Genomic DNA, 18718 nt, shown 5'->3' on the forward strand with positions numbered 1-18718 from the left:
TCTTTAGCCCAACCCGCGTATGCGCGGAATGTATTAGGATTGAGAATAGTAGTTACCTCTGCAGCTCCGTTTCCGAAGAATCGGGCAAAGTTAAATTTTGGTTCTGCAACTACAGTATTGTCTAAACCTGAGTGTGGGCCTGCTGGCTGGTACCATCCCTTGAATGTGAATCCATCGCGAGCAGGGACCTTGTCAGTTTGAACTAGGCTACCAGTTGGAGAGACGTTTTCAACTGGGTAGGCGAACTTAGGAGCATACACAACGTAAAGCTGTGTGTAGTTACCATTAGTATCAGCGAATGCGCCCTGGTTAGGATCGTAAATTACCTCGCCACGCTGACCAAGTACCACGGTGTTTTCAGGAGTAAGGACGTAATCCCATTTGCCGATGGAGGTTTGGTCATCGAATGGAGCAGCGTCACTGTTGTGAGTTGTGTAATGCAAGAATTTCGCATCACTAGCAACTGGATTGTATTCGCCGTTGCCTTTAGCAACCAGATAGCCAATGTGGCGTGCAGGAGTTTCACTGTATGCAACGTTAGTGCTTGGTACGGATTTTTCGCTGATTGAAACGTTGATTTGCTTGGTTAGAGCACCAGTGAGAATCACCGCAGATTCCTGATCAAGCACACGAACATCGTTCGCATCCAACGTAGCTTGAGGAGTAATAGTTACGTCCTTCTTAGCGTAAATATTTCCACCTACATGTTCAGCTGGATCCTGCTTACCTGGGAAGTTACGACCTTCCGCGTTGCGGTTATTGCGTAGAGTAGCATTGTCTACAGTTAGGACACCGTCATTGTACACGCCACCACCGATCTGGTACGTGGTAGCGTTTTCCAGAACGTGACCCCCAGTAAGAGTAACAGTACCGTCATTGTAGATACCAGCGCCTAATACTGCGAAGGAGTTCTTAATAGAACCACCTTCGATAGTTAGGGTGTTGCCAGCGCCGTTATAGATAGCGCCGCCGACAGTATCTTTCCATGCAAAACGGGTACGTACGTTTGAGATGTTGGTATTGCGCAGTGTCAGATTAACGCTGCCACCTTCGCCACCACGACGGGTAGTTACAGTAATAGCGCCGCCATTTTCATCAGCTGTAATAGTGCTGAATGTAGAGTCTTCGATCAGTGCTTTGTAAGTGTTCGGCACACCCGTTGCTGCTTCGAATGCGATTGCACCACCGAAAGTCGCTATAGACGCGCCATTCCAACCAGCATCTGGACCTGTAAAGGTTGATGACTTAATAGTTAAACCGTTTGGATAAGTTGGGTTTGTAGCAGTTGGGTTACTACCTACAACGGTGATGAAACCACCCGCGTGAACTACTTTAGCGCCCTTAGTGTTCGCTACGAAAGTTGAGTTCAGAATCTGTGCATAGGTGTTTTCGATTGCTAGTGCACCACCGGAAATACCGTAGCTATCGCCCAGTGCACCAATGGTAAAGGTGGAACGATCTACTAAAAGTGAGCCACCGTGGGTACGAATGGCGCCACCAGTGTTGAAACCTTTTGCAACATTGAAGGTTGAGTTAGCGACCTTAACTGTGGAGCCTTCGGTATAGACCGCGCCACCCTGGTTGCCACCTCCACCCACGTTAATGGCTGAGTTACCAGTAAACGTACAACCATCGAGGGTTAAAGTTGCGTTGGAAGTGAAGATCGCACCACCATTTGAAGCACCAGAGGTACTGGTATGGTTGTTTTCGAAAGTACAGTTGGTGCCAGTAATAACAGCTCCGGTAATTGCTGCTACCGCGCCGCCGTTACCTGCTCCACCTTCGTCACTTGCAACAGCACCATGTGAGTTACTGATTTTCGCGCCATTAAGATTGAGCTTACCGTTTTGCCAAACCATCACAGCACCGCCATCACCCAGCTTGTTATTGGCTTTGCCGTTAGTGAGGTGAGTGTCGTTGTTTAGGTTCAGCGTAGCTTGAGAGTTTACCCAGAATCCACGCCATTTACCAGCGCCATCAATCGTAACGTTTGTGAACGTTGGAGCGCCAGAAACAATGAACATAGCCTTTTGGCTATCATCAGCATAGTTAGGATCTAAGGAAGCGGTAATGGTGAAGCCACCACCGTTAATAGTGCCACTGTATCCGCTCGGGATTACCAGCGGTGTGGTTAAGGAGACATTACCAGTAAGGGTGATGTCAGATCCTGCTGTAATTGCTTGTTTTAAGCCAGCTTCGTCAGTAACGTTAGCGGCATAAGCACTTACAGGAATCAAGAGGCTGCCGAGAAGTGCAACCAAACCCCCTGTTACTGTCAACAGGGAGATTGTCTTTTTGGTTTTCATTTTATTCCGTTCAGATTGACTTTCACGGGTGTATATATAGTCATACAAATATTAGTATAACTCTGATTTAGAAGTATTTTAAGAGCGGGGTGCGAATATATTTTCGAATAATATTAAAAGTTACTTAATGCGTAAGCCTTGTATTCTAATTGTTGTGAGTGAGTTAATTAAACGGCGTACCACCCCCTTCGAGGTAATTTCTGAGTACACGCCATCAGGCGATCAACCTAAAGCTATCCGTGAACTAACTGAGCGTATCAATGCGGGGGAAAGAGACATAACTCTGCTTGGCGCCACAGGCACAGGTAAATCAGCTACTGCAGCTTGGCTGATAGAGCAGGTACAGCGCCCGACCCTAATAATGGCACCAAATAAAACCCTGGCTGCGCAACTAGCGTCAGAGCTACGAAACCTACTTCCAAATAATGCAGTCGAATACTTTGTATCCTACTACGATTACTATCAGCCAGAGGCTTACGTTCCCCAGACAGATACTTTCATTGAAAAGGATTCCTCAATCAACGAGGAAGTAGAACGTCTGCGTCACTCAGCTACGAACTCATTATTAACCCGACGTGACACAGTGGTGGTTTCCTCAGTGTCGTGCATCTATGGTTTAGGTACACCAGAGGAATACGTCAATCGTATGGTTGAGCTAGAAAACGGCATGCGTGTGGAACGTGATGAATTATTACGCCAATTAGTCTCTATGCAATACACCCGAAACGATATGGATTTCCGGCGTGGGACTTTCCGCGTCAGAGGCGACACCATTGAAATCATTCCCGTTTACGAAGAACTAGCTATTCGTATCGAAATGTTCGGCGATGAAATCGACAGCTTGGCTGTATTACATCCTTTGACAGGTGAATTAATCCGTGAAGTCGATCATACGTTCTTATTTCCTGCATCCCACTATGTTGCAGGAAAGGAACGAATGCAGCGTGCAATTAGTTCAATCCAAGCTGAGCTCGATGAACGTACTGAATGGTTCACTCAACGTAACAAACTACTTGAAGCGCAACGTCTGCGTATGCGTACTACGTATGACCTTGAGATGCTTAGAGAAATAGGGTCGTGTGCGGGTATTGAAAACTATTCGCGCCATATTGACGGACGTGCTGCGGGGACTCCTCCACATACGTTGTTGGATTATTTTCCAGATGATTTTTTGCTCATCATCGACGAATCACACGTTACCGTACCGCAGATTAGAGGAATGTTTGAAGGCGATATGGCGCGTAAACGCACTCTGGTAGACCATGGTTTTCGCTTGCCTTCTGCGATGGATAATCGTCCTTTACGATTTGCTGAGTTTCAAGAACGCGTCGGACAGACGGTTTATCTGTCTGCTACGCCCGGAGCATATGAGTTAGAGCATTCACACGGGGTAGTTGAGCAGATTATTCGTCCTACAGGTTTGGTCGATCCAAAGATTGTTGTAAAGCCGACACAACAGCAGATTGATGACTTATTAGGAGAAATACAAGAACGAGTTTCTCGGAACGAACGTGTGCTGGTCACAACTTTAACGAAACGGATGGCAGAGGAGCTTACAACTTACTTTTCTGAACGCGGAGTCAGAGTTGAGTATTTACATTCTGACGTAGATACGTTGCGCCGAGTGGAACTATTGCGTGAGCTACGTTTAGGTAAATTCGACGTGCTGGTCGGCATCAACTTGTTACGTGAGGGGTTAGACTTGCCCGAAGTATCTCTGGTAGCGATTTTGGATGCTGACAAAGAAGGGTTCTTACGTTCTACCACTTCTTTGATTCAGACGATTGGGCGTGCTGCCCGCAACGTATCTGGCGAAGTTCACATGTATGCGGATAAGATTACTGATTCTATGCGTGTAGCTATCGCGGAAACTGAGCGACGTCGCGAAATTCAACTGGCATATAATCACGAAAATGGTATTGATCCGCGGCCATTGCGTAAGAAAATCCAAGATGTCACAGACATGTTGGCACGTGAGGATGTGGATACACAAACCTTGCTTCAGGGAGGTTACAGAAAACCACAAAACGGTAAAAATGCTTCTACCACTGCCTCAAGTAAACCTGAAAGAGTTGGATCAAAAGCTGAGGGTGAACTTTTGGAACTCATTGAACAACTTACAGCGCAAATGCATTTAGCTGCTGAAGACCTACAGTTTGAGCTAGCAGCGCACTATCGTGATGAGCTAAAGGAATTAAAACAAGAGTTACGTCAAATGCGTTCTGCATAACAGGTTTCTTCATAAGCACCTTACGTAAAACTCAGGTAAATTAGAGAAGTATTCTTATAAATTTCATAGAAAATCGGAGACTATATTGAATTTATCGTTGGATGCAAGTGCAGCACCAACCATGGATGTCCACCTGGTTGCTTGGATTGGTCTGATCGCCATCGTAATTGCTCTTATTACTGTTGATATCGTTGGACACGTACGGACTCCACATGCTCCGACTTTGAAGGAAGCTGGCTTATGGACTGCTGGCTACGTAACCCTAGCGATCTCTTTCGGTTTTGTAGTTTGGGCATTATGGGGATTGAAGTTTGCTGGAGAATATTGGGCAGGCTGGATTACTGAATGGTCGCTTTCTCTGGATAACCTCTTCGTATTCGTTATCATCATTGCAGCTTTTCGAGTACCGCGTGAATATCAGCAGAAAGTTTTGCTATCTGGCATTATTATCGCTCTAGTACTGCGATTTGTTTTCATTCTTATCGGTGCGACACTGATAGAACAGTTCTCTTGGATTTTCTATATCTTTGGCTTGTGGTTAATCTGGACAGCTATTTCGCAAGTGCGTGAAGCTACCAACCATAATCAGCATGATGAAGAATACGAAGAACCATTGTTCGTGCGTTTCACTCGCCGTTTCTTCCCTGTAACAGACGGCTTCCTCTCAGATAAGCTGCTACATCGTCATGCTGGAAAGACATACTTGACGCCTATGTTGCTTGTCATTATTGCCGTTGGTTCTGCTGATCTGATGTTTGCCTTCGACTCGATTCCCGCAATCTTTGGTTTAACAAACGAGCCGTACTTAGTCTTTGCAGCCAATGCATTCGCGTTGTTAGGCTTACGTCAACTGTATTTCCTAATCGACGGACTATTGGAACGCTTAGTCTACCTTCACTGGGGACTGGCCGCGATTCTGGGTTTCATCGGCGTGAAGCTGATTCTTCATGCAATGCATGAAAACAACCTCTCTTTTGTTAACGGTGGTCAGCCATTCCACGTTCCAGAAGTAGGGATTCCCGCTTCATTAGCTTTCATTGTGGCTACGCTTACCCTAACTATCGTTGCTTCAATATGGAAGTCAAACTCGGTAGCTTCTAAGACCGCGGACTAAGCTAGTCATGAACCGCGCGAGGGCGGTCGGCTACATGAAGCTGTCCGCCCTCGAAAAATATCTGGTCAAACAAACAGAACTGAGAAATAATGGCTCTGGTGGAAACCAAGAAACCAATCGGATTAACTACGCAACAGGTAGCCGAAGCACAAGCACGAGGTGAAAGTAACTATGTGCGACGGACCTCGTCGCGACCACTTTCAACTATTATCAGAGCCAACATTTTTACCCTCTTCAACGCGATTTTAACCACGGCTATAATTATTGTAATTCTTGTCGGATCAATCCAGGATTCAGTATTCGGCATAGTAATGATCTCTAATGCGGTTATCGGTATCTTTTCAGAAATCCGCGCTAAAAGAACGCTGGACTCCCTTGCTATTTTAGAAACCCCGCACACCACAGTGATTCGTGACGGGCAGGAACATCAGATTTCATCAAACGATATCGTCCTTAACGATCTAATCGTGCTAAAACAGGGAGCGCAGGTTCCGGCAGACGGGGTTACTGTCTCGTCTATGGCCCTTAAGATTGATGAATCAATGCTGACGGGTGAGTCCGTAGCCGTCCGTAAAAAACCCGAAGATACGGTTCTTTCGGGCACCGTAGTAGTGGCAGGTGAAGGAATCATTCGGACCACTGCCATAGGAAAAGATGCCTACGCGCAGCAACTAACCGAGCAGGCAAAAAAGTTTAAGAAAGCCCATTCTGAAATTGTTGATGGTATTAACGTAATATTAAAAGTCATTTCTTGGGCGATAGTTCCGGTAGTTGCGTTGTTGGTGTGGTCACAACTGAACCATGGGGAACAAGATTGGCGTCACGCGATTATTCTTGCGATTGCCGGAGTAGTAGGGATGATTCCACAGGGCTTAGTCTTATTAACCTCTCTTAACTTCGCAATCGCGGCTGCTGGCTTGGCTCGTAAACAAGTACTTATCCAAGAACTTAATGCGGTGGAGGTTTTGGCACGTGTGGACCGTCTTTGCGTTGATAAAACCGGCACTTTAACATCTGGTGCTATTACAGGCCGGGAAATTATTGCCTTAAACTCGAGCTACTCAGAAGAAAACTCGGTTGCTCACCAAGCTCTTTCAGTTTTAGTAGCAGATGGTACAAACGAAACTGCAATTGCTACCGCTGGACTATTAAAAACTACGCAACTTTCTGGTGGTACTCTGGTGCCTTTTGACTCTACTCGCAAGTGGAGTGCCTATAGCACGGCAACGGAAACTTGGTATTTCGGCGCCCCTGAAATTATTTCAGCCTCTGCTGCAAATCAGTTGGAAGTAATGCAACAGGTAAATGTACTTGCCGAAACTGGTGCGCGCGTACTGTGCTTAGCGCATTCGCCGCAGGGGAAAATGTCAGATGATGATCCGCATTTCTTACCTGGTTTGACTGTTGTTTTGCTGGTGGTTTTGGAAGAAGAAGTTCGTCCAGATGCTGCAGAAACAATGGAATACTTCCAGCGTCAGGGAGTAGAGATCAAAGTTATATCGGGTGATAATCCGGTTACAGTAGGCGCAATTGCGTGTCGTGTAGGTATCACTAGCGGGGAAGTTAAAGTGCTGGACGCGCGTGATATTCCTGTTGAAGCGTTACATGAGGATATTGGACAGTTAGCTGTCATCATGTCTGAATATAATGTGTTTGGGCGGGTTACCCCAGAGGTTAAGCGAGCAATGGTACATGCGTTACAGCATTATGACCATACTGTGGCTATGACTGGTGACGGTGTTAATGATGTTTTAGCTTTAAAGGACGCTGACCTGGGGATCGCGATGGGTTCTGGGGCGCAAGCTACTAAAGCGGTTGCAAAGGTGGTTTTGGTTGATGGTAGGTTCGGGAAGCTACCGTCTGTGGTTGCGGAAGGGCGTCGTATTATTGCAAATATGGAGCGGGTTTCTTCTCTTTTCCTAACTAAAACTACTTATTCTGCGTTCCTAGCGGTAATGGTGTCACTGTTTGCTTTACGGTATCCTTTCTTGCCGCGTCATTTAACTTTAATTGGTTCACTTACTATTGGTATCCCAGCATTTTTCCTGGCATTAGAACCCAACTTTCGTCGGTATCGTCCGGGTTTCTTAGAACGGACGCTGTGGCTGGCTATCCCTTCGGGTGTTTTCCTTGCTATGAGTGCTTTGGCAGGCTATCAATGGTTTGCTGTGGATTCTAAAATGGCTGCTACTGTAGCCTCTTTAACAGTGGTTGCGGGTGGTCTTTACTTGCTGTCTGTGATGTCTCGTCCGCTAACTGTGGTGCGTAGTCTGCTGCTTTTAAGTATGGCTGGGTTAGGGATACTAGCTGTGTTGCTTCAGTTAGGACGTGATTTCTTTGCGCTTACTTGGCCTACGTCGCAGGGGTGGGTTTTCATCGGCTTGGCATTCGTTTGCCTAGCGATCATTTTCGAGGGCGTCGCATACAACTACCGTCATAAGTTCAACTCACCGTCATAAGGAGTAGAAATGCAGGTTTCAGAACCAGTCGAGGTTGTTTCAGCAGAGCAGATTAAGACGTTGTTGCCAACTGTTGTGGAGGTGCGTGTACCCGCCCTCGGGAAAATACCAAGGGAAGGTGAAGGTGAGGAGTTATTAGTAGCCTTTGATACGCGCCTAGAACCAGTTGATAGTGATTGGGAAGCAACTGGTGGAGCTATGGCAGCGGATCTGCCGAATCCAAATTCTTTAGGGCTTGTTACAGGGGAGCTAACGAATACGGGCTTACACTTTAATAGTCCAAAAATTTGGAAAAATGGCCAGATCGATCCTAAAACTGGGTTCTCAGACCCTTGTATTTTAACCTCGGGAGACGTGATTGCGATTGTACACGCACGTAGTTCTCAGGTAGGGTTTTTTGGTTCAGCAGGTTTGAACGGGGAATCAGAACAGCTTTTGAAAATTGAAGTAGCGCGCTCAGTTGATGGTGGAAAAACTTGGAGTCATTCAGATGTAAGCGCTTCAGTGTATGGAGACTTTGCTGGTATTTTCGCTACTAGCGGGCACGGGGTCGTAATTCCTTTCCCGCAGGGAGAAACCTGGGCAGTTCCACTTGTCTGCCGCAAAGTGGACGGCACAACAACTCATATGACTATGCGTTCTGCAGATCGCGGTCTTACCTGGGTGGCAGGGCAACCGATTGGTGAAGATATGGATGAGACTGCCTACGGAATGCTGGATGGCAAACTTGTCTTGAGCGCACGTCGGACCAGTGCTTATAAGAATGGAGCTCTTGGGCGCTTCTGGGCAGTTTCTGATGATGCTGGATTAACTTGGTCTGAACCTATCTGGGATGAAAACCTACCCGCCGCTGCCTGTAACGCTGCTTTAATCACGTCTGACCGGGGACTATTCTTTGCTTATCCCGGTGCGGGGAGGCAAGAAGGCTACCTGGCATTTAAACGTAATATGGAAGAACCTTGGGAAAATCTTGGAAAGTTTACCGAGGGTGCTTGTGGCTACGTTGAGGGTGCTTGGATCGCTAACCGGTTGGTACTACTTTATGAAACCCCTGCCGGTATTTATGCGCGTACGGTACAAATCTGAACCGAACATAGGCTTACAAAACGATAAATTTTATATATTTCTAGGTTGATACTGGGTAAAATAGAGGATGAAAGACTGTGCCTTTTACATATGCTAGGAAACTGGCGAATGTAAGGGACACCCTCCCAATCATCTGAAAAGAGTAGAGATGACTAATCCTGAAATGCCTGAGATGCCAGGTACTCCAGATCCAGCCGAAGCTCCTATGGTTCCACAGGGGTTTGCTCCAATGGATGGTGGTGCACCAGTACCACCTCAGCCTGTAGCTCCAGTTCAGCCGGGTATGCCTGCAATGGGACAACCAATGCCTCCTCAACCAGGTATGCCGCCAATGGGACAGCCAATGCCGGGCGCACCAGTCACTGGTGCAATCCCAATGCAACCAATGATGCAGGCGTCTGCTGGTCAACAGCCAGTGAATATGGCGATGTACCAGCAGCCTGTTGCTCCATCTGCGGGTGACCAGGTAATTGGTAAGGTCGTAGAAATGTACAAGGCTGTCTGGAAGGGCGAGACTGCACGCGCAATTGATATGCTTTCCGAGCTGCGTAACTTCTGGATTATCGCCTTGGCTACTCTTTCAGTGGTAGTTGGTTTCGTAATGGGCTTCACCCGTTCCCGGTTCTCAGGCGCTCTGAACGCAGACCTACTTGATAGCATTGGGGAAGACTCTAGCTACCTAGATGGCGCTTACCAAAACACCTACCTTGGTTTTGGCATTGGTAAGACCATTGGCATTATTCTCGCTGGTATTTTAGTAGTTGCTTTGGTCTACGTTGCGCGTGCATACGCTATCACCCTGGTGGCTAAGACCCGCAAGGTTGAGTACAGTTTCAGCGATGCAATGAATCTTATTGGATTTGCATTTATGCCGGTAGTACTCGTTTACGTTCTGGGCTTTGTACTGGCACTGATTCCAACTTCTGGTGCAGTCTGGGCCGCGAATATGTTGATTGCCGGCGGCATGTACCCACTAATTCTGCTGGGCGAACTGTTGACTTATGTCGCATTCAACCGCCAGAAGCGTTTCAATAAGTCAATCGTAGTTCCTCACGTAGCACTGTCTGCTGCCGCAGTATTGGCTGCTGGTATCATCTGGCAGATTGCGAAAATGATTTTCGGTTTCTGAACCTGAAGTTAGAAAACGTTAGGAAGAAAAATGCAGAATCGTTCTAGGCTTTTTGTAACCCTGGGTGTCATTGCAGCCTTTATTTTGTCGGCTTGTGGCGTCAAGGATATCCAAACCACTACCGTGGATGAAAACTTTAAAGGTACCCGCGTTATTGAAATGCGTTTAGCTAAGAAAGACCTTAAAGATAAGCTTAACGGTACTATCGAACAAGTTGATCAGGTTATTAAAGATAACCTGCCAGCTGGCTTTACGTTCTCAGGTATTTCCGATCTAGATGCGGAAACCCACAAGGCTACCTTCACCCTGACTTTCGACTCTGTAGAAGACTACAAGACTAAAGTAAACGCGGTGCTTCCAGCTGACCGTCAACTCAATGACGATAGCTTCCGTTTCTCATACAATAAGGGTTCTTTCCGAAAAGTAGTCCTCTTTGAAGAAGACATGGAAGTAGAGGACCTTTTTAACTGGTTACCAAATGCACTGGTGAAGGCCGGTTTAGTAAAGGACTCTGATAAGAGCCAGATTTTTGATAACGCTCTTGAAAAGCCAAAGCTGGTTGTTGACGGAACTACTTATGAATCTGAGTTTGGATTCCAATACCAGATTGACCAAGCTGATCCTGGCGTGGACTCAGTTACTGTCTGGGTGGCATTGGATTCTTTGAATAAGGTTAATTCTGTAAAGGTTGTCTTTGAAGCCAACCAGGATAAGTCTGACGTATTGGATAACCTGACTAAGTTCGTTGAAGACAACAAAGACATTAAGGGTAAGTTCGAAGAAGCAGATGTAAAATCTGGCATTCTTACTAAGACACTAGTGCTGGAAGTAAAAGATTACAAGGATCTTAACAACAACTTGGCAGCAATCTTCGGAGCAGGCAAAGCTGAATTGAATGTTGATGCGAAGAGCAAAACCATTAAAGGTAAGCTTGATCCTACCGCTGTGTGTGAAAAATTCTGTTTTGAACGCTTCATCATCAACACCTCTGACCTGTATAACTTGGAAGCAGGCGCTTACAGTGGCTTTGATGAAAATGACGAGAACCGCCATAACTGGGATGTAACTGAACCTGAGAGCTTTGAATTTAAGGTTGAAACGAATCTGGTAATTGACTCAGCGGATGTAACTCTTGATCTAGCAGCTAACGGTGGAGTGACCATCACCCGTGAGTTCCTGTTTACTAAGGAAATCGGAGACGTAAAAGTCCTTGACGACTTTAAGAAGATGCTTACTCCAAAGGGCTCCAAAGCTAAAGTAACGATTGCTACTGAAGATAAGTTCTATAAGGTCACCTCAGTTCATGAAGGTGACTTAGAGACTATGAACGACGTCTTTACCGCACGTGAGGACATGAAGCTGACCGCTGATTACGCAGGAGGACGCTATTTGGTTAACTTTGGACCTGGTATTGCAGGACGTGATGAGTTTCCAAAAATCACTGGGGATGTGAAGATTCAGGTTAATAAGCCATTCCTTGGATCACTCGATACCTCGGATAGTTTCTCTAAGTTTAAGTCTGATGGATCTCTGGTAGTTTCCGGTGAAGAAGTCCGCTTTATGCCGGGATATACATTCGTATTCAGCTATGGTCCAATCGTAGGACTTATTGTTGGTGCAATCGTAACGGTCCTACTCTTAGTTGCAGGTCTAATCGTATTCTTAAAGCGCAAAACTCTCTTCGCTAAGAAGCCTGTAACTGCGCCGGTACCAGGCATGCCACCAGTAGCGCCAGCAGCTCCTGGCATGCCAGGTACACCGATGATGCCGAATACTTCAGTTGTTCCAGCTCCGGTAATGCCAGCTGCACCAGCAATGAACGCACCTGCGATGCCTGAAGCACCGGTTGAAAATACCGATGTTCCAGTACCTTCCCTGGCAATGCCAGTAGCGGATGCTCCTGTAATGGAAGCTGAAATGCCAACTCAGGTAATGCCAGTTCAGGAACCTGAAACTGAGGTAGCGCCAACTACAGTAGTTCCAGTAACTCCTGAAGTAGCTGTTGCACCAACTCGAGAAATGCCGGCAATGCCCGCTGCAGAAACTCCTGCAGAGCAAAGCGACTGGGCAGAAGATGATCTAATCTAAAACTGCTCATTAAACAGTGGGGAGCACTCCTAGGAGTGCTCCCCACAACTATTTAAACTGCAAAGCCAGTAAACACCAACACCATAAATAAACCGGTAGCAATAAGCTCTTCGATACCGATTAACTTAGCACTGAATTGAGATCCATTACGTTGCAAATAAGGCATAAGTACCGCCCTCGTGAATAAAAGGAAAGCGAAAACGAAAGGGAAACAACCCAGCCAACCCGTAAACCAAGTTATAGCAAAACCACACGCTCCAACTAAATGCCAGATTGCAGAGGAAACCGCCCACTCACGCAGCAAACGCCCCCTAATTAAAGACCTGACGAAAAGCACTGAGCCGCCGAAAAACCAAATAAAAGCGCCAGTAACAACCCAAATAAGTCGCCACTGAGGCTGAGTAAACCAGGCTAAAAAGCTCTGTGATTCTAGCCCAAAAGCGACGGGAAGCATTAGCGAAGCTGCGCAAACAGTAGCGAAACGCGCAGCTAGCGCACGTTCATTTCCACGCATACTCGCAACAAAAGAAACGACAATCAAAGGCGCGAAAATCGGCACCCAAATGAACAGCTGAAGCTGCGATACAAATAAGGAATAGAAAAATAATGAAATCGCGCCACCCAAAGTTAAACCTAAATAGGTGAAGAAAGCAGGCGAAAGACGTTTCCGAACACGTGAACCCGGCTTAGCTTTAAACCACTTTGCAGCAGAACTAAACCACAAAAAACCAGTGAACCAAGTAGCTAAAAGCAGCATTTGCGCGAGCGACCAGCCCGCCCAGCTAAAACCCACCAAAATCGGCAGTAAAGCCATAGGCCAAGCGCCATGCTGATCTTGAAGCCATCCCTTATTCACTAAAGAACGGAATTTTGAAGCACTCACCAGGTGGACTCCTCAGTGTGCGAGCGAGCTAGTTTACGAGAAAGGACTGCAGCAGTGAGCAACTGGATCTGGTGGAAGACAATCACCGGAATCGTAACTGCCGCTACCGTAGTCGGCGGGAAAATAATAACCGCCATGGGTAAGCCAGTAGCCAAGGATTTCTTAGAACCACACATTAACAACGCCACTCGATCCGGGTATGACAACTTAAGAACTCCACCCCATAACCAGGTAATCGCTAACAGGGAAGCCAATAGCAAACTCGAGAAAAGAATCAACCAAGCCACTTCTGACCAAGAAACCAGTGACCAGAGTCCGCGAGCGGTAGCGCTGGAAATGCCGGCGGCAACTACGATGAGAATCGTCCCGCGGTCTACACCTTTGGTTAGGTATTTATTAGCGCGGATTTTGTCACCCAGGAATGGCTGTAAAACTTGTCCAATCACGAATGGTAAAAGGAGTTTCACTACTACGTCGATAGCCTGCGAGGTTCCAAAGCCACTTGGCGCACCCATGTAAAGCCACACCAGAATAGGCGTGATAAACATGCCTGAGACGTTTGAAATAGTTGCTGCGCAGACCGCTCCGGCAACGTTTCCATTTGCAATGGATGTGAAGGAAACGGAACTTTGCACGGTAGATGGTAGTAGAGAAAGGTAGAGCAGGCCGGTGGTGAAAGTAATGCCTAGAAGGGGAGTGGCGACAACTGAGAAGAACCAACCTAGTAGAGGGAAAATTAGGAAGGTGAAGATAAATACTGATCCTTGTAGTTTGAAATTCGTTAAGCCATCCCATACTTCTTGGGTGCGTAGGCGCATGCCGTAAACCAGGAAGAGAACCATTACTGCGCCGGTACCGATAATGTTGAGGATTTTAATCCAGGTTGGGGGAATCGGAATCATGATTCCCAGGACGAGGATGACGAGGATACTGGCGACAAAGGGGTCGAAGTAGGTTTTAAGCGTCTGCGTAATCTTCACGTGTTTAAGTCTACCGGTTTCGGTTGGCGGAGTAAGCTGTAGTTAGTCAGCTTTTAAACAAGGGGGTTAAGTGATGTCTACTTTGAATATTGTGGAAGCGCGCCGGGATGAGTCTGTTGCGCCGTTGGTTTTGATTCATGCTTTGGGGGCGGATGCTTCTAGTTTTACTGAAGTGGTTGCGGCGTTGGATTATCCGCATGTGTTATTAGTTGATTTGCCTGGGCATGGTGGGTCTGCTCCTTTGGATTTGGAAGGGGCGGCTACTGCAGGGGCGATTTGGAATGCGTTGCTTTCTTCACTGGCCTCGCTTGGAGTAGAGAAATTTCATTTGGCTGGGGTTTCGATTGGAGGTGCGTTGACTTGGTATGGGGCTGTGCATCATGCTGATCGGCTTTTGAGTGTTACGGTTTTATGTGCGGGTCCGGTGAATTTGCCTTCTGAAATGTGGATTGAGCGGGCTGCTTTAGTGCGAGCAGAGGGCGTTTTCCAGTTGGTAGAGCCGACGTTGCGGCGGTGGTTCACGCCGGATTTTTTGGAGGGCGGTGCGTCTGCGGTAGAGCGGACTCGGCAGAGTTATTTAAGTGTTGATCCGGAAGGGTATGCGCAGTGTTGTGAGGTTTTAGCGAGCTTGGATTTGCGTGGCATGCCAGTGGGGGATATTCCGTTCCAGGTGGGTACGGGGGAGTTCGACGAGGGTTTTACCGTGTCAATGTTGCATGAGGCAGTGTTGAGTTTAGCAGAGCAAACGATGGTTTTTGGTTTCGTCATTGAAGATGCGGCTCATCAGGTGGTGGTAGAACAGCCACAGTTGGTGGCTAAGTATTTGCAAGCTCATCTTTGTGATGCGGTGTAGCTTTAATTTCTACGGGTGTCTCAAATGTTAGTCGAACATTTGTGCTATGTGGGTAGAGCGGGTATGTTTGGAAGGTGCAAGAATCATTAATCGTACGCGGAGCGCGTCAGCATAACCTAAAGAGTGTAAATCTTGATTTGCCACGTGAGGCAATGATTGTTTTTACAGGACTTTCTGGATCGGGTAAGTCTTCTCTAGCTTTTGACACTATTTTTGCTGAGGGGCAGCGGCGTTACGTGGAGTCTTTATCATCTTACGCCCGTCAGTTTTTAGGGCAGATGGATAAACCTGATGTTGATTTTATTGAAGGTTTGTCTCCTGCTGTGTCAATCGATCAGAAATCAACTTCGCGTAACCCACGTTCAACTGTAGGGACGATTACTGAAATCTACGATTATTTGCGTTTGCTTTATGCGCGCGCGGGTGTGGCGTACTGTCCTAAGTGCGATGAGCTGATTACGGCGCAGTCACCGCAACAGATTGTTGATTCAGTTAGGTCTTTACCCGAGGGAACGCGTTTCCAGGTGCGCGCTCCGATGGTTCGTGGCCGTAAAGGGGAGTACGCTGATCTTTTTGCTGAATTGCGTGCTGCGGGGTATTCCCGAGTGGTTGTCGATAGTGAAGAACATCGTTTAGATTCTGTTCCTGTCTTAGAAAAGAAACTTAAACACAATATCGATGTTGTGATTGACCGTCTGGTGGTTCGGGATGGCATCCGTCAACGCTTGACTGATTCTGTTGAGACTGCTTTAAAGCTGACTGATGGCTTGGTAGTGATCGAACTTGTTGATTTGGATGTTGCAGATCCACAGCGTTTCCGCCGTTACTCAGAAAAACGTGCTTGTCCTAATGATCATCCACTTGCGTTAGAAGAAATTGAACCACGTACTTTCTCGTTTAACGCTCCCTATGGTGCTTGTCCTACCTGTACTGGTTTAGGAACTCGTTTAGAAGTTGATCCGGAACTGGTAGTTCCTGATGAGGGGCTGACCCTTAAAGAAGGTGCTATTGGTCCTTGGTCGGCTAATAATAAGTATCACCATAAGATTTTGGAAGCATTCGGCAAGGAGCTGGGCTTTGATTTAAATACTCCTTGGAAGGATCTACCTGAAGAGATTCGCGAAGCGCTTCTGTTTGGTAAAGACCATGAAGTGCATGTTAAGTTCCGTAACCGTTTTGGGCGCGTGCGTTCCTATTCCACTGGTTTTGAAGGTGCTGTCCACTACATCGAACGTAAGCGTAAGGAAACAGAGTCTGAAGGACAGCTTGAGAAACTAACTTCATATATGCGTGAAATTCCCTGCGGCACCTGTAAGGGATCACGCCTGAAACCTGAGGTTTTGGCAGTTAAAATCGGGGGTCTTTCCATCGCGGCTTTGGTGGATCTTTCCGTGGTGGAGGCTCGCGATTTCCTCAACCAGGTTGAGCTTGAAGAACGCGCAAAAAAGATTGCTGCCCCGATTTTGCTTGAGATTTTAGCGCGTTTGAACTTCTTAGTGGACGTAGGCTTAAACTACTTAACTCTTTCTCGTTCGGCTGGTACTCTTTCCGGTGGCGAAGCGCAGCGCATTCGCCTGGCAACCCAGATCGGCTCAGGTCTGGTGGGTGTGCTTTATGTTTTGGATGAGCCTTCGATTGGCTTACACCAGAGGGACAATGACCGTTTGATTGAAACTCTGGAAAAGCTACGGGATTTGGGTAATACCTTGATTGTGGTTGAGCATGATGAGGATACGATTGCTCATGCTGACTGGATTGTTGATATTGGTCCGGGGGCGGGTGAACATGGTGGCGAAATTGTTCACTCCGGTACGGTAGCTGATTTACTTAAGAATGAGGCTTCTTTGACAGGAGATTACCTGTCGGGCCGTAAGCAGATTCTGGTGCCTGAGAATCGTCGCCCTGTTGATTTGGGCCATGCGATTACTGTTCACGGCGCGAAAGAGAATAATTTACGTAATGTGACGGTTAGTTTCCCTCGGGGCGTGCTTACTGCGGTAACTGGGGTATCTGGCTCGGGGAAGTCTACTTTGGTGAATGGGATTCTTTACCAGTCGCTGGCGAAGCGTTTAAACCGCGCGCAACTGGTTCCTGGACGCCATAAGGCAATTACGGGTACTGATGAGCTGGATAAGGTCGTACACGTAGATCAGTCTCCGATTGGGCGTACTCCGCGTTCTAATCCTGCGACTTATACTGGCGTGTGGGATGCGGTACGTACTTTATTTGCGGGTACGCCGGAGGCGCAGGTGCGTGGTTACACTGCGGGTAGGTTCTCTTTCAATGTTAAAGGTGGCCGTTGTGAGCCTTGTAAGGGTGATGGCACGATTAAAATTGAAATGAACTTCCTGCCTGATGTGTATGTTCCCTGTGAAGTATGTGAAGGTAAGCGTTACAACCGAGAAACATTGGAAGTTACCTACAAGGGAAAGAATGTCGCAGAGATTCTGGATATGCCAATTTCTGAAGCGGCTGAGTTCTTTGCGCATATTCCAAAGATTGCTCGCCACTTGCAGACTTTGGTAGAGGTTGGTTTAGGTTACGTGCGTTTAGGGCAGTCCGCTACCACACTTTCGGGTGGTGAAGCTCAGCGCGTTAAGTTGGCATCTGAATTGCAGCGCCGTACCCGAGGGCGTTCTGTTTATGTACTGGATGAACCGACCACTGGTTTGCATTCAGAGGATATTCGTAAACTTCTGCTGGTATTGCAAAGCCTGGTTGATAAGGGCAATACGGTTATCGTCATTGAACATAACTTAGACGTGATTAAGTGTGCCGATTGGATTATTGATATGGGGCCAGAAGGTGGTGCTGGTGGCGGTCAGGTTATTGCAACGGGCACGCCGGAAGCTGTAGCTGAGGTGGAAGCTTCCCATACGGGACGTTACCTAAAGAAGATTTTCTCTAAGTAACGTCACGCTGGGCGGACAGACACAGTTTCTAAACAGGCTTCAGGAGTAGCGTCTAATACCGCCCGAACTGCTTTTGCTACGGATTCTGGGCGCAGGTGGTCAGCTGGATTATATGCGCGTCCAAATGATTCTTGCAGTGCGATTTGCATGTCGGTATCGACACGACCAGGATGCACTGAAGAGACGCGGATTTTGCCACGTTCTTCTTCACGAAGCGAATCCGTGAATGCTCGGAAGGCAAATTTTGAAGCAGAATAAGCTGCCCAGCCTGGTCCTGCGTTAAAGCCAGCTCCAGAGTTGATAGCTACTACCTGCCCTCGTGTCGCGCGTAACGCAGGAAGAAGCTGACGAGTTAAATCAGCTTGGGCTACAACGTTAGTTAGTAGCATTTCAGTCCACTCAGCGCGGGTCGTGTCCGCTACCGTTTTCGCAAAGCCAATACCTGCGTTTAACACTAAACCGTCAAGTTCACTAATCTCAGCACAAGCTTTGGTAACTTCGTCCTCGGAAAGTAAATCCGCGACAAAAGGGGAGGCACACGGAAGTTGCGCGACTAAGTTTGCCACGGCTTCCGCGTTTCGACCGCCTACCAGAATATGGGTATCTGCTGCTAGCTCAGCACAGATTGCTTTGCCAATGCCACGCGTAGCACCGGTAATAAGAATTTTTCGCATAAAC

The 18718-nt window shown here is 47.2% G+C and carries 12 protein-coding genes; 8 read left to right on the forward strand and 4 right to left on the reverse strand.

What is annotated here, in order from left to right; all coding sequences use genetic code 11:
• On the reverse strand, window positions 1-2306 hold a 2306-nt coding region (locus HMPREF0044_RS00320), incomplete at its 3' end, for an autotransporter outer membrane beta-barrel domain-containing protein (protein WP_006546096.1).
• Between the two features lie 127 nt (window positions 2307-2433).
• Between HMPREF0044_RS00320 and uvrB the strand changes: the two genes are divergently transcribed.
• The 6 genes from uvrB to HMPREF0044_RS00350 all read left to right on the forward strand — a co-directional run bounded on the left by uvrB (window position 2434) and on the right by HMPREF0044_RS00350 (window position 12412).
• Window positions 2434-4536 carry an excinuclease ABC subunit UvrB gene (gene uvrB, locus HMPREF0044_RS00325; protein ID WP_006546097.1) on the forward strand — a complete coding sequence of 701 codons (2103 nt, stop codon included), beginning with the start codon at window positions 2434-2436 and terminating at the stop codon, window positions 4534-4536.
• Between the two features lie 121 nt (window positions 4537-4657).
• A complete protein-coding gene (locus HMPREF0044_RS00330; protein WP_006546098.1) occupies window positions 4658-5650 on the forward strand; it encodes a TerC family protein in 993 nt (330 codons plus the stop codon).
• Between the two features lie 89 nt (window positions 5651-5739).
• Window positions 5740-8109 carry an HAD-IC family P-type ATPase gene (locus tag HMPREF0044_RS00335; RefSeq protein WP_006546099.1) on the forward strand — a complete coding sequence of 790 codons (2370 nt, stop codon included), beginning with the start codon at window positions 5740-5742 and terminating at the stop codon, window positions 8107-8109.
• A gap of 9 nt (window positions 8110-8118) precedes the next feature.
• Window positions 8119-9195 carry a sialidase family protein gene (locus HMPREF0044_RS00340; protein WP_006546100.1) on the forward strand — a complete coding sequence of 359 codons (1077 nt, stop codon included), beginning with the start codon at window positions 8119-8121 and terminating at the stop codon, window positions 9193-9195.
• Window positions 9196-9343: 148 nt separating this feature from the next.
• Entirely contained in the window at window positions 9344-10324 is a 981-nt protein-coding gene (locus HMPREF0044_RS00345) for a hypothetical protein (protein WP_006546101.1), read from the forward strand.
• Between the two features lie 30 nt (window positions 10325-10354).
• Window positions 10355-12412 carry a hypothetical protein gene (locus HMPREF0044_RS00350; protein WP_040312546.1) on the forward strand — a complete coding sequence of 686 codons (2058 nt, stop codon included), beginning with the start codon at window positions 10355-10357 and terminating at the stop codon, window positions 12410-12412.
• A gap of 52 nt (window positions 12413-12464) precedes the next feature.
• Here HMPREF0044_RS00350 and HMPREF0044_RS00355 read toward each other — a convergent pair whose 3' ends face one another.
• Window positions 12465-13295: a YwiC-like family protein gene (locus HMPREF0044_RS00355; protein WP_006546102.1), complete on the reverse strand. Its 831-nt coding sequence runs from the start codon at window positions 13293-13295 to the stop codon at window positions 12465-12467.
• Window positions 13292-14275, reverse strand: a complete 984-nt coding sequence (locus tag HMPREF0044_RS00360; protein WP_006546103.1) for a bile acid:sodium symporter family protein — start codon at window positions 14273-14275, stop codon at window positions 13292-13294. Before HMPREF0044_RS00360 ends, HMPREF0044_RS00355 begins: the two co-directional genes overlap by 4 nt.
• Window positions 14276-14348: 73 nt before the next feature.
• Between HMPREF0044_RS00360 and HMPREF0044_RS00365 the strand changes: the two genes are divergently transcribed.
• Both HMPREF0044_RS00365 and uvrA read left to right on the forward strand, forming a co-directional pair.
• Entirely contained in the window at window positions 14349-15128 is a 780-nt protein-coding gene (locus HMPREF0044_RS00365; protein ID WP_006546104.1) for an alpha/beta fold hydrolase, read from the forward strand.
• A gap of 74 nt (window positions 15129-15202) precedes the next feature.
• Window positions 15203-18040, forward strand: coding sequence for an excinuclease ABC subunit UvrA (gene uvrA, locus HMPREF0044_RS00370; RefSeq protein WP_040312550.1), 2838 nt, complete (start codon window positions 15203-15205; stop codon window positions 18038-18040).
• A gap of 2 nt (window positions 18041-18042) precedes the next feature.
• Here uvrA and HMPREF0044_RS08125 read toward each other — a convergent pair whose 3' ends face one another.
• Window positions 18043-18714, reverse strand: a complete 672-nt coding sequence (locus HMPREF0044_RS08125) for an SDR family oxidoreductase (protein WP_006546106.1) — start codon at window positions 18712-18714, stop codon at window positions 18043-18045.
• Window positions 18715-18718 lie beyond the last annotated feature (4 nt).

It is taken from the genome of Gleimia coleocanis DSM 15436 (assembly GCF_000159015.1).
In the GTDB taxonomy this organism is placed as follows: domain Bacteria; phylum Actinomycetota; class Actinomycetes; order Actinomycetales; family Actinomycetaceae; genus Gleimia; species Gleimia coleocanis.

What these genes read in the sequence shown, in the direction of transcription:
- HMPREF0044_RS08125 (WP_006546106.1), bottom strand. Translation starts at nt 18,714, where the DNA reads ATGCGAAAAATTCTTATTACCGGTGCTACGCGTGGCATTGGCAAAGCA.
- HMPREF0044_RS00365 (WP_006546104.1), top strand. Translation starts at nt 14,349, where the DNA reads ATGTCTACTTTGAATATTGTGGAAGCGCGCCGGGATGAGTCTGTTGCG.
- HMPREF0044_RS00335 (WP_006546099.1), top strand. Translation starts at nt 5,740, where the DNA reads ATGGCTCTGGTGGAAACCAAGAAACCAATCGGATTAACTACGCAACAG.
- HMPREF0044_RS00330 (WP_006546098.1), top strand. Translation starts at nt 4,658, where the DNA reads ATGGATGTCCACCTGGTTGCTTGGATTGGTCTGATCGCCATCGTAATT.
- HMPREF0044_RS00340 (WP_006546100.1), top strand. Translation starts at nt 8,119, where the DNA reads ATGCAGGTTTCAGAACCAGTCGAGGTTGTTTCAGCAGAGCAGATTAAG.
- HMPREF0044_RS00345 (WP_006546101.1), top strand. Translation starts at nt 9,344, where the DNA reads ATGACTAATCCTGAAATGCCTGAGATGCCAGGTACTCCAGATCCAGCC.
- HMPREF0044_RS00350 (WP_040312546.1), top strand. Translation starts at nt 10,355, where the DNA reads ATGCAGAATCGTTCTAGGCTTTTTGTAACCCTGGGTGTCATTGCAGCC.
- uvrB (WP_006546097.1), top strand. Translation starts at nt 2,434, where the DNA reads ATGCGTAAGCCTTGTATTCTAATTGTTGTGAGTGAGTTAATTAAACGG.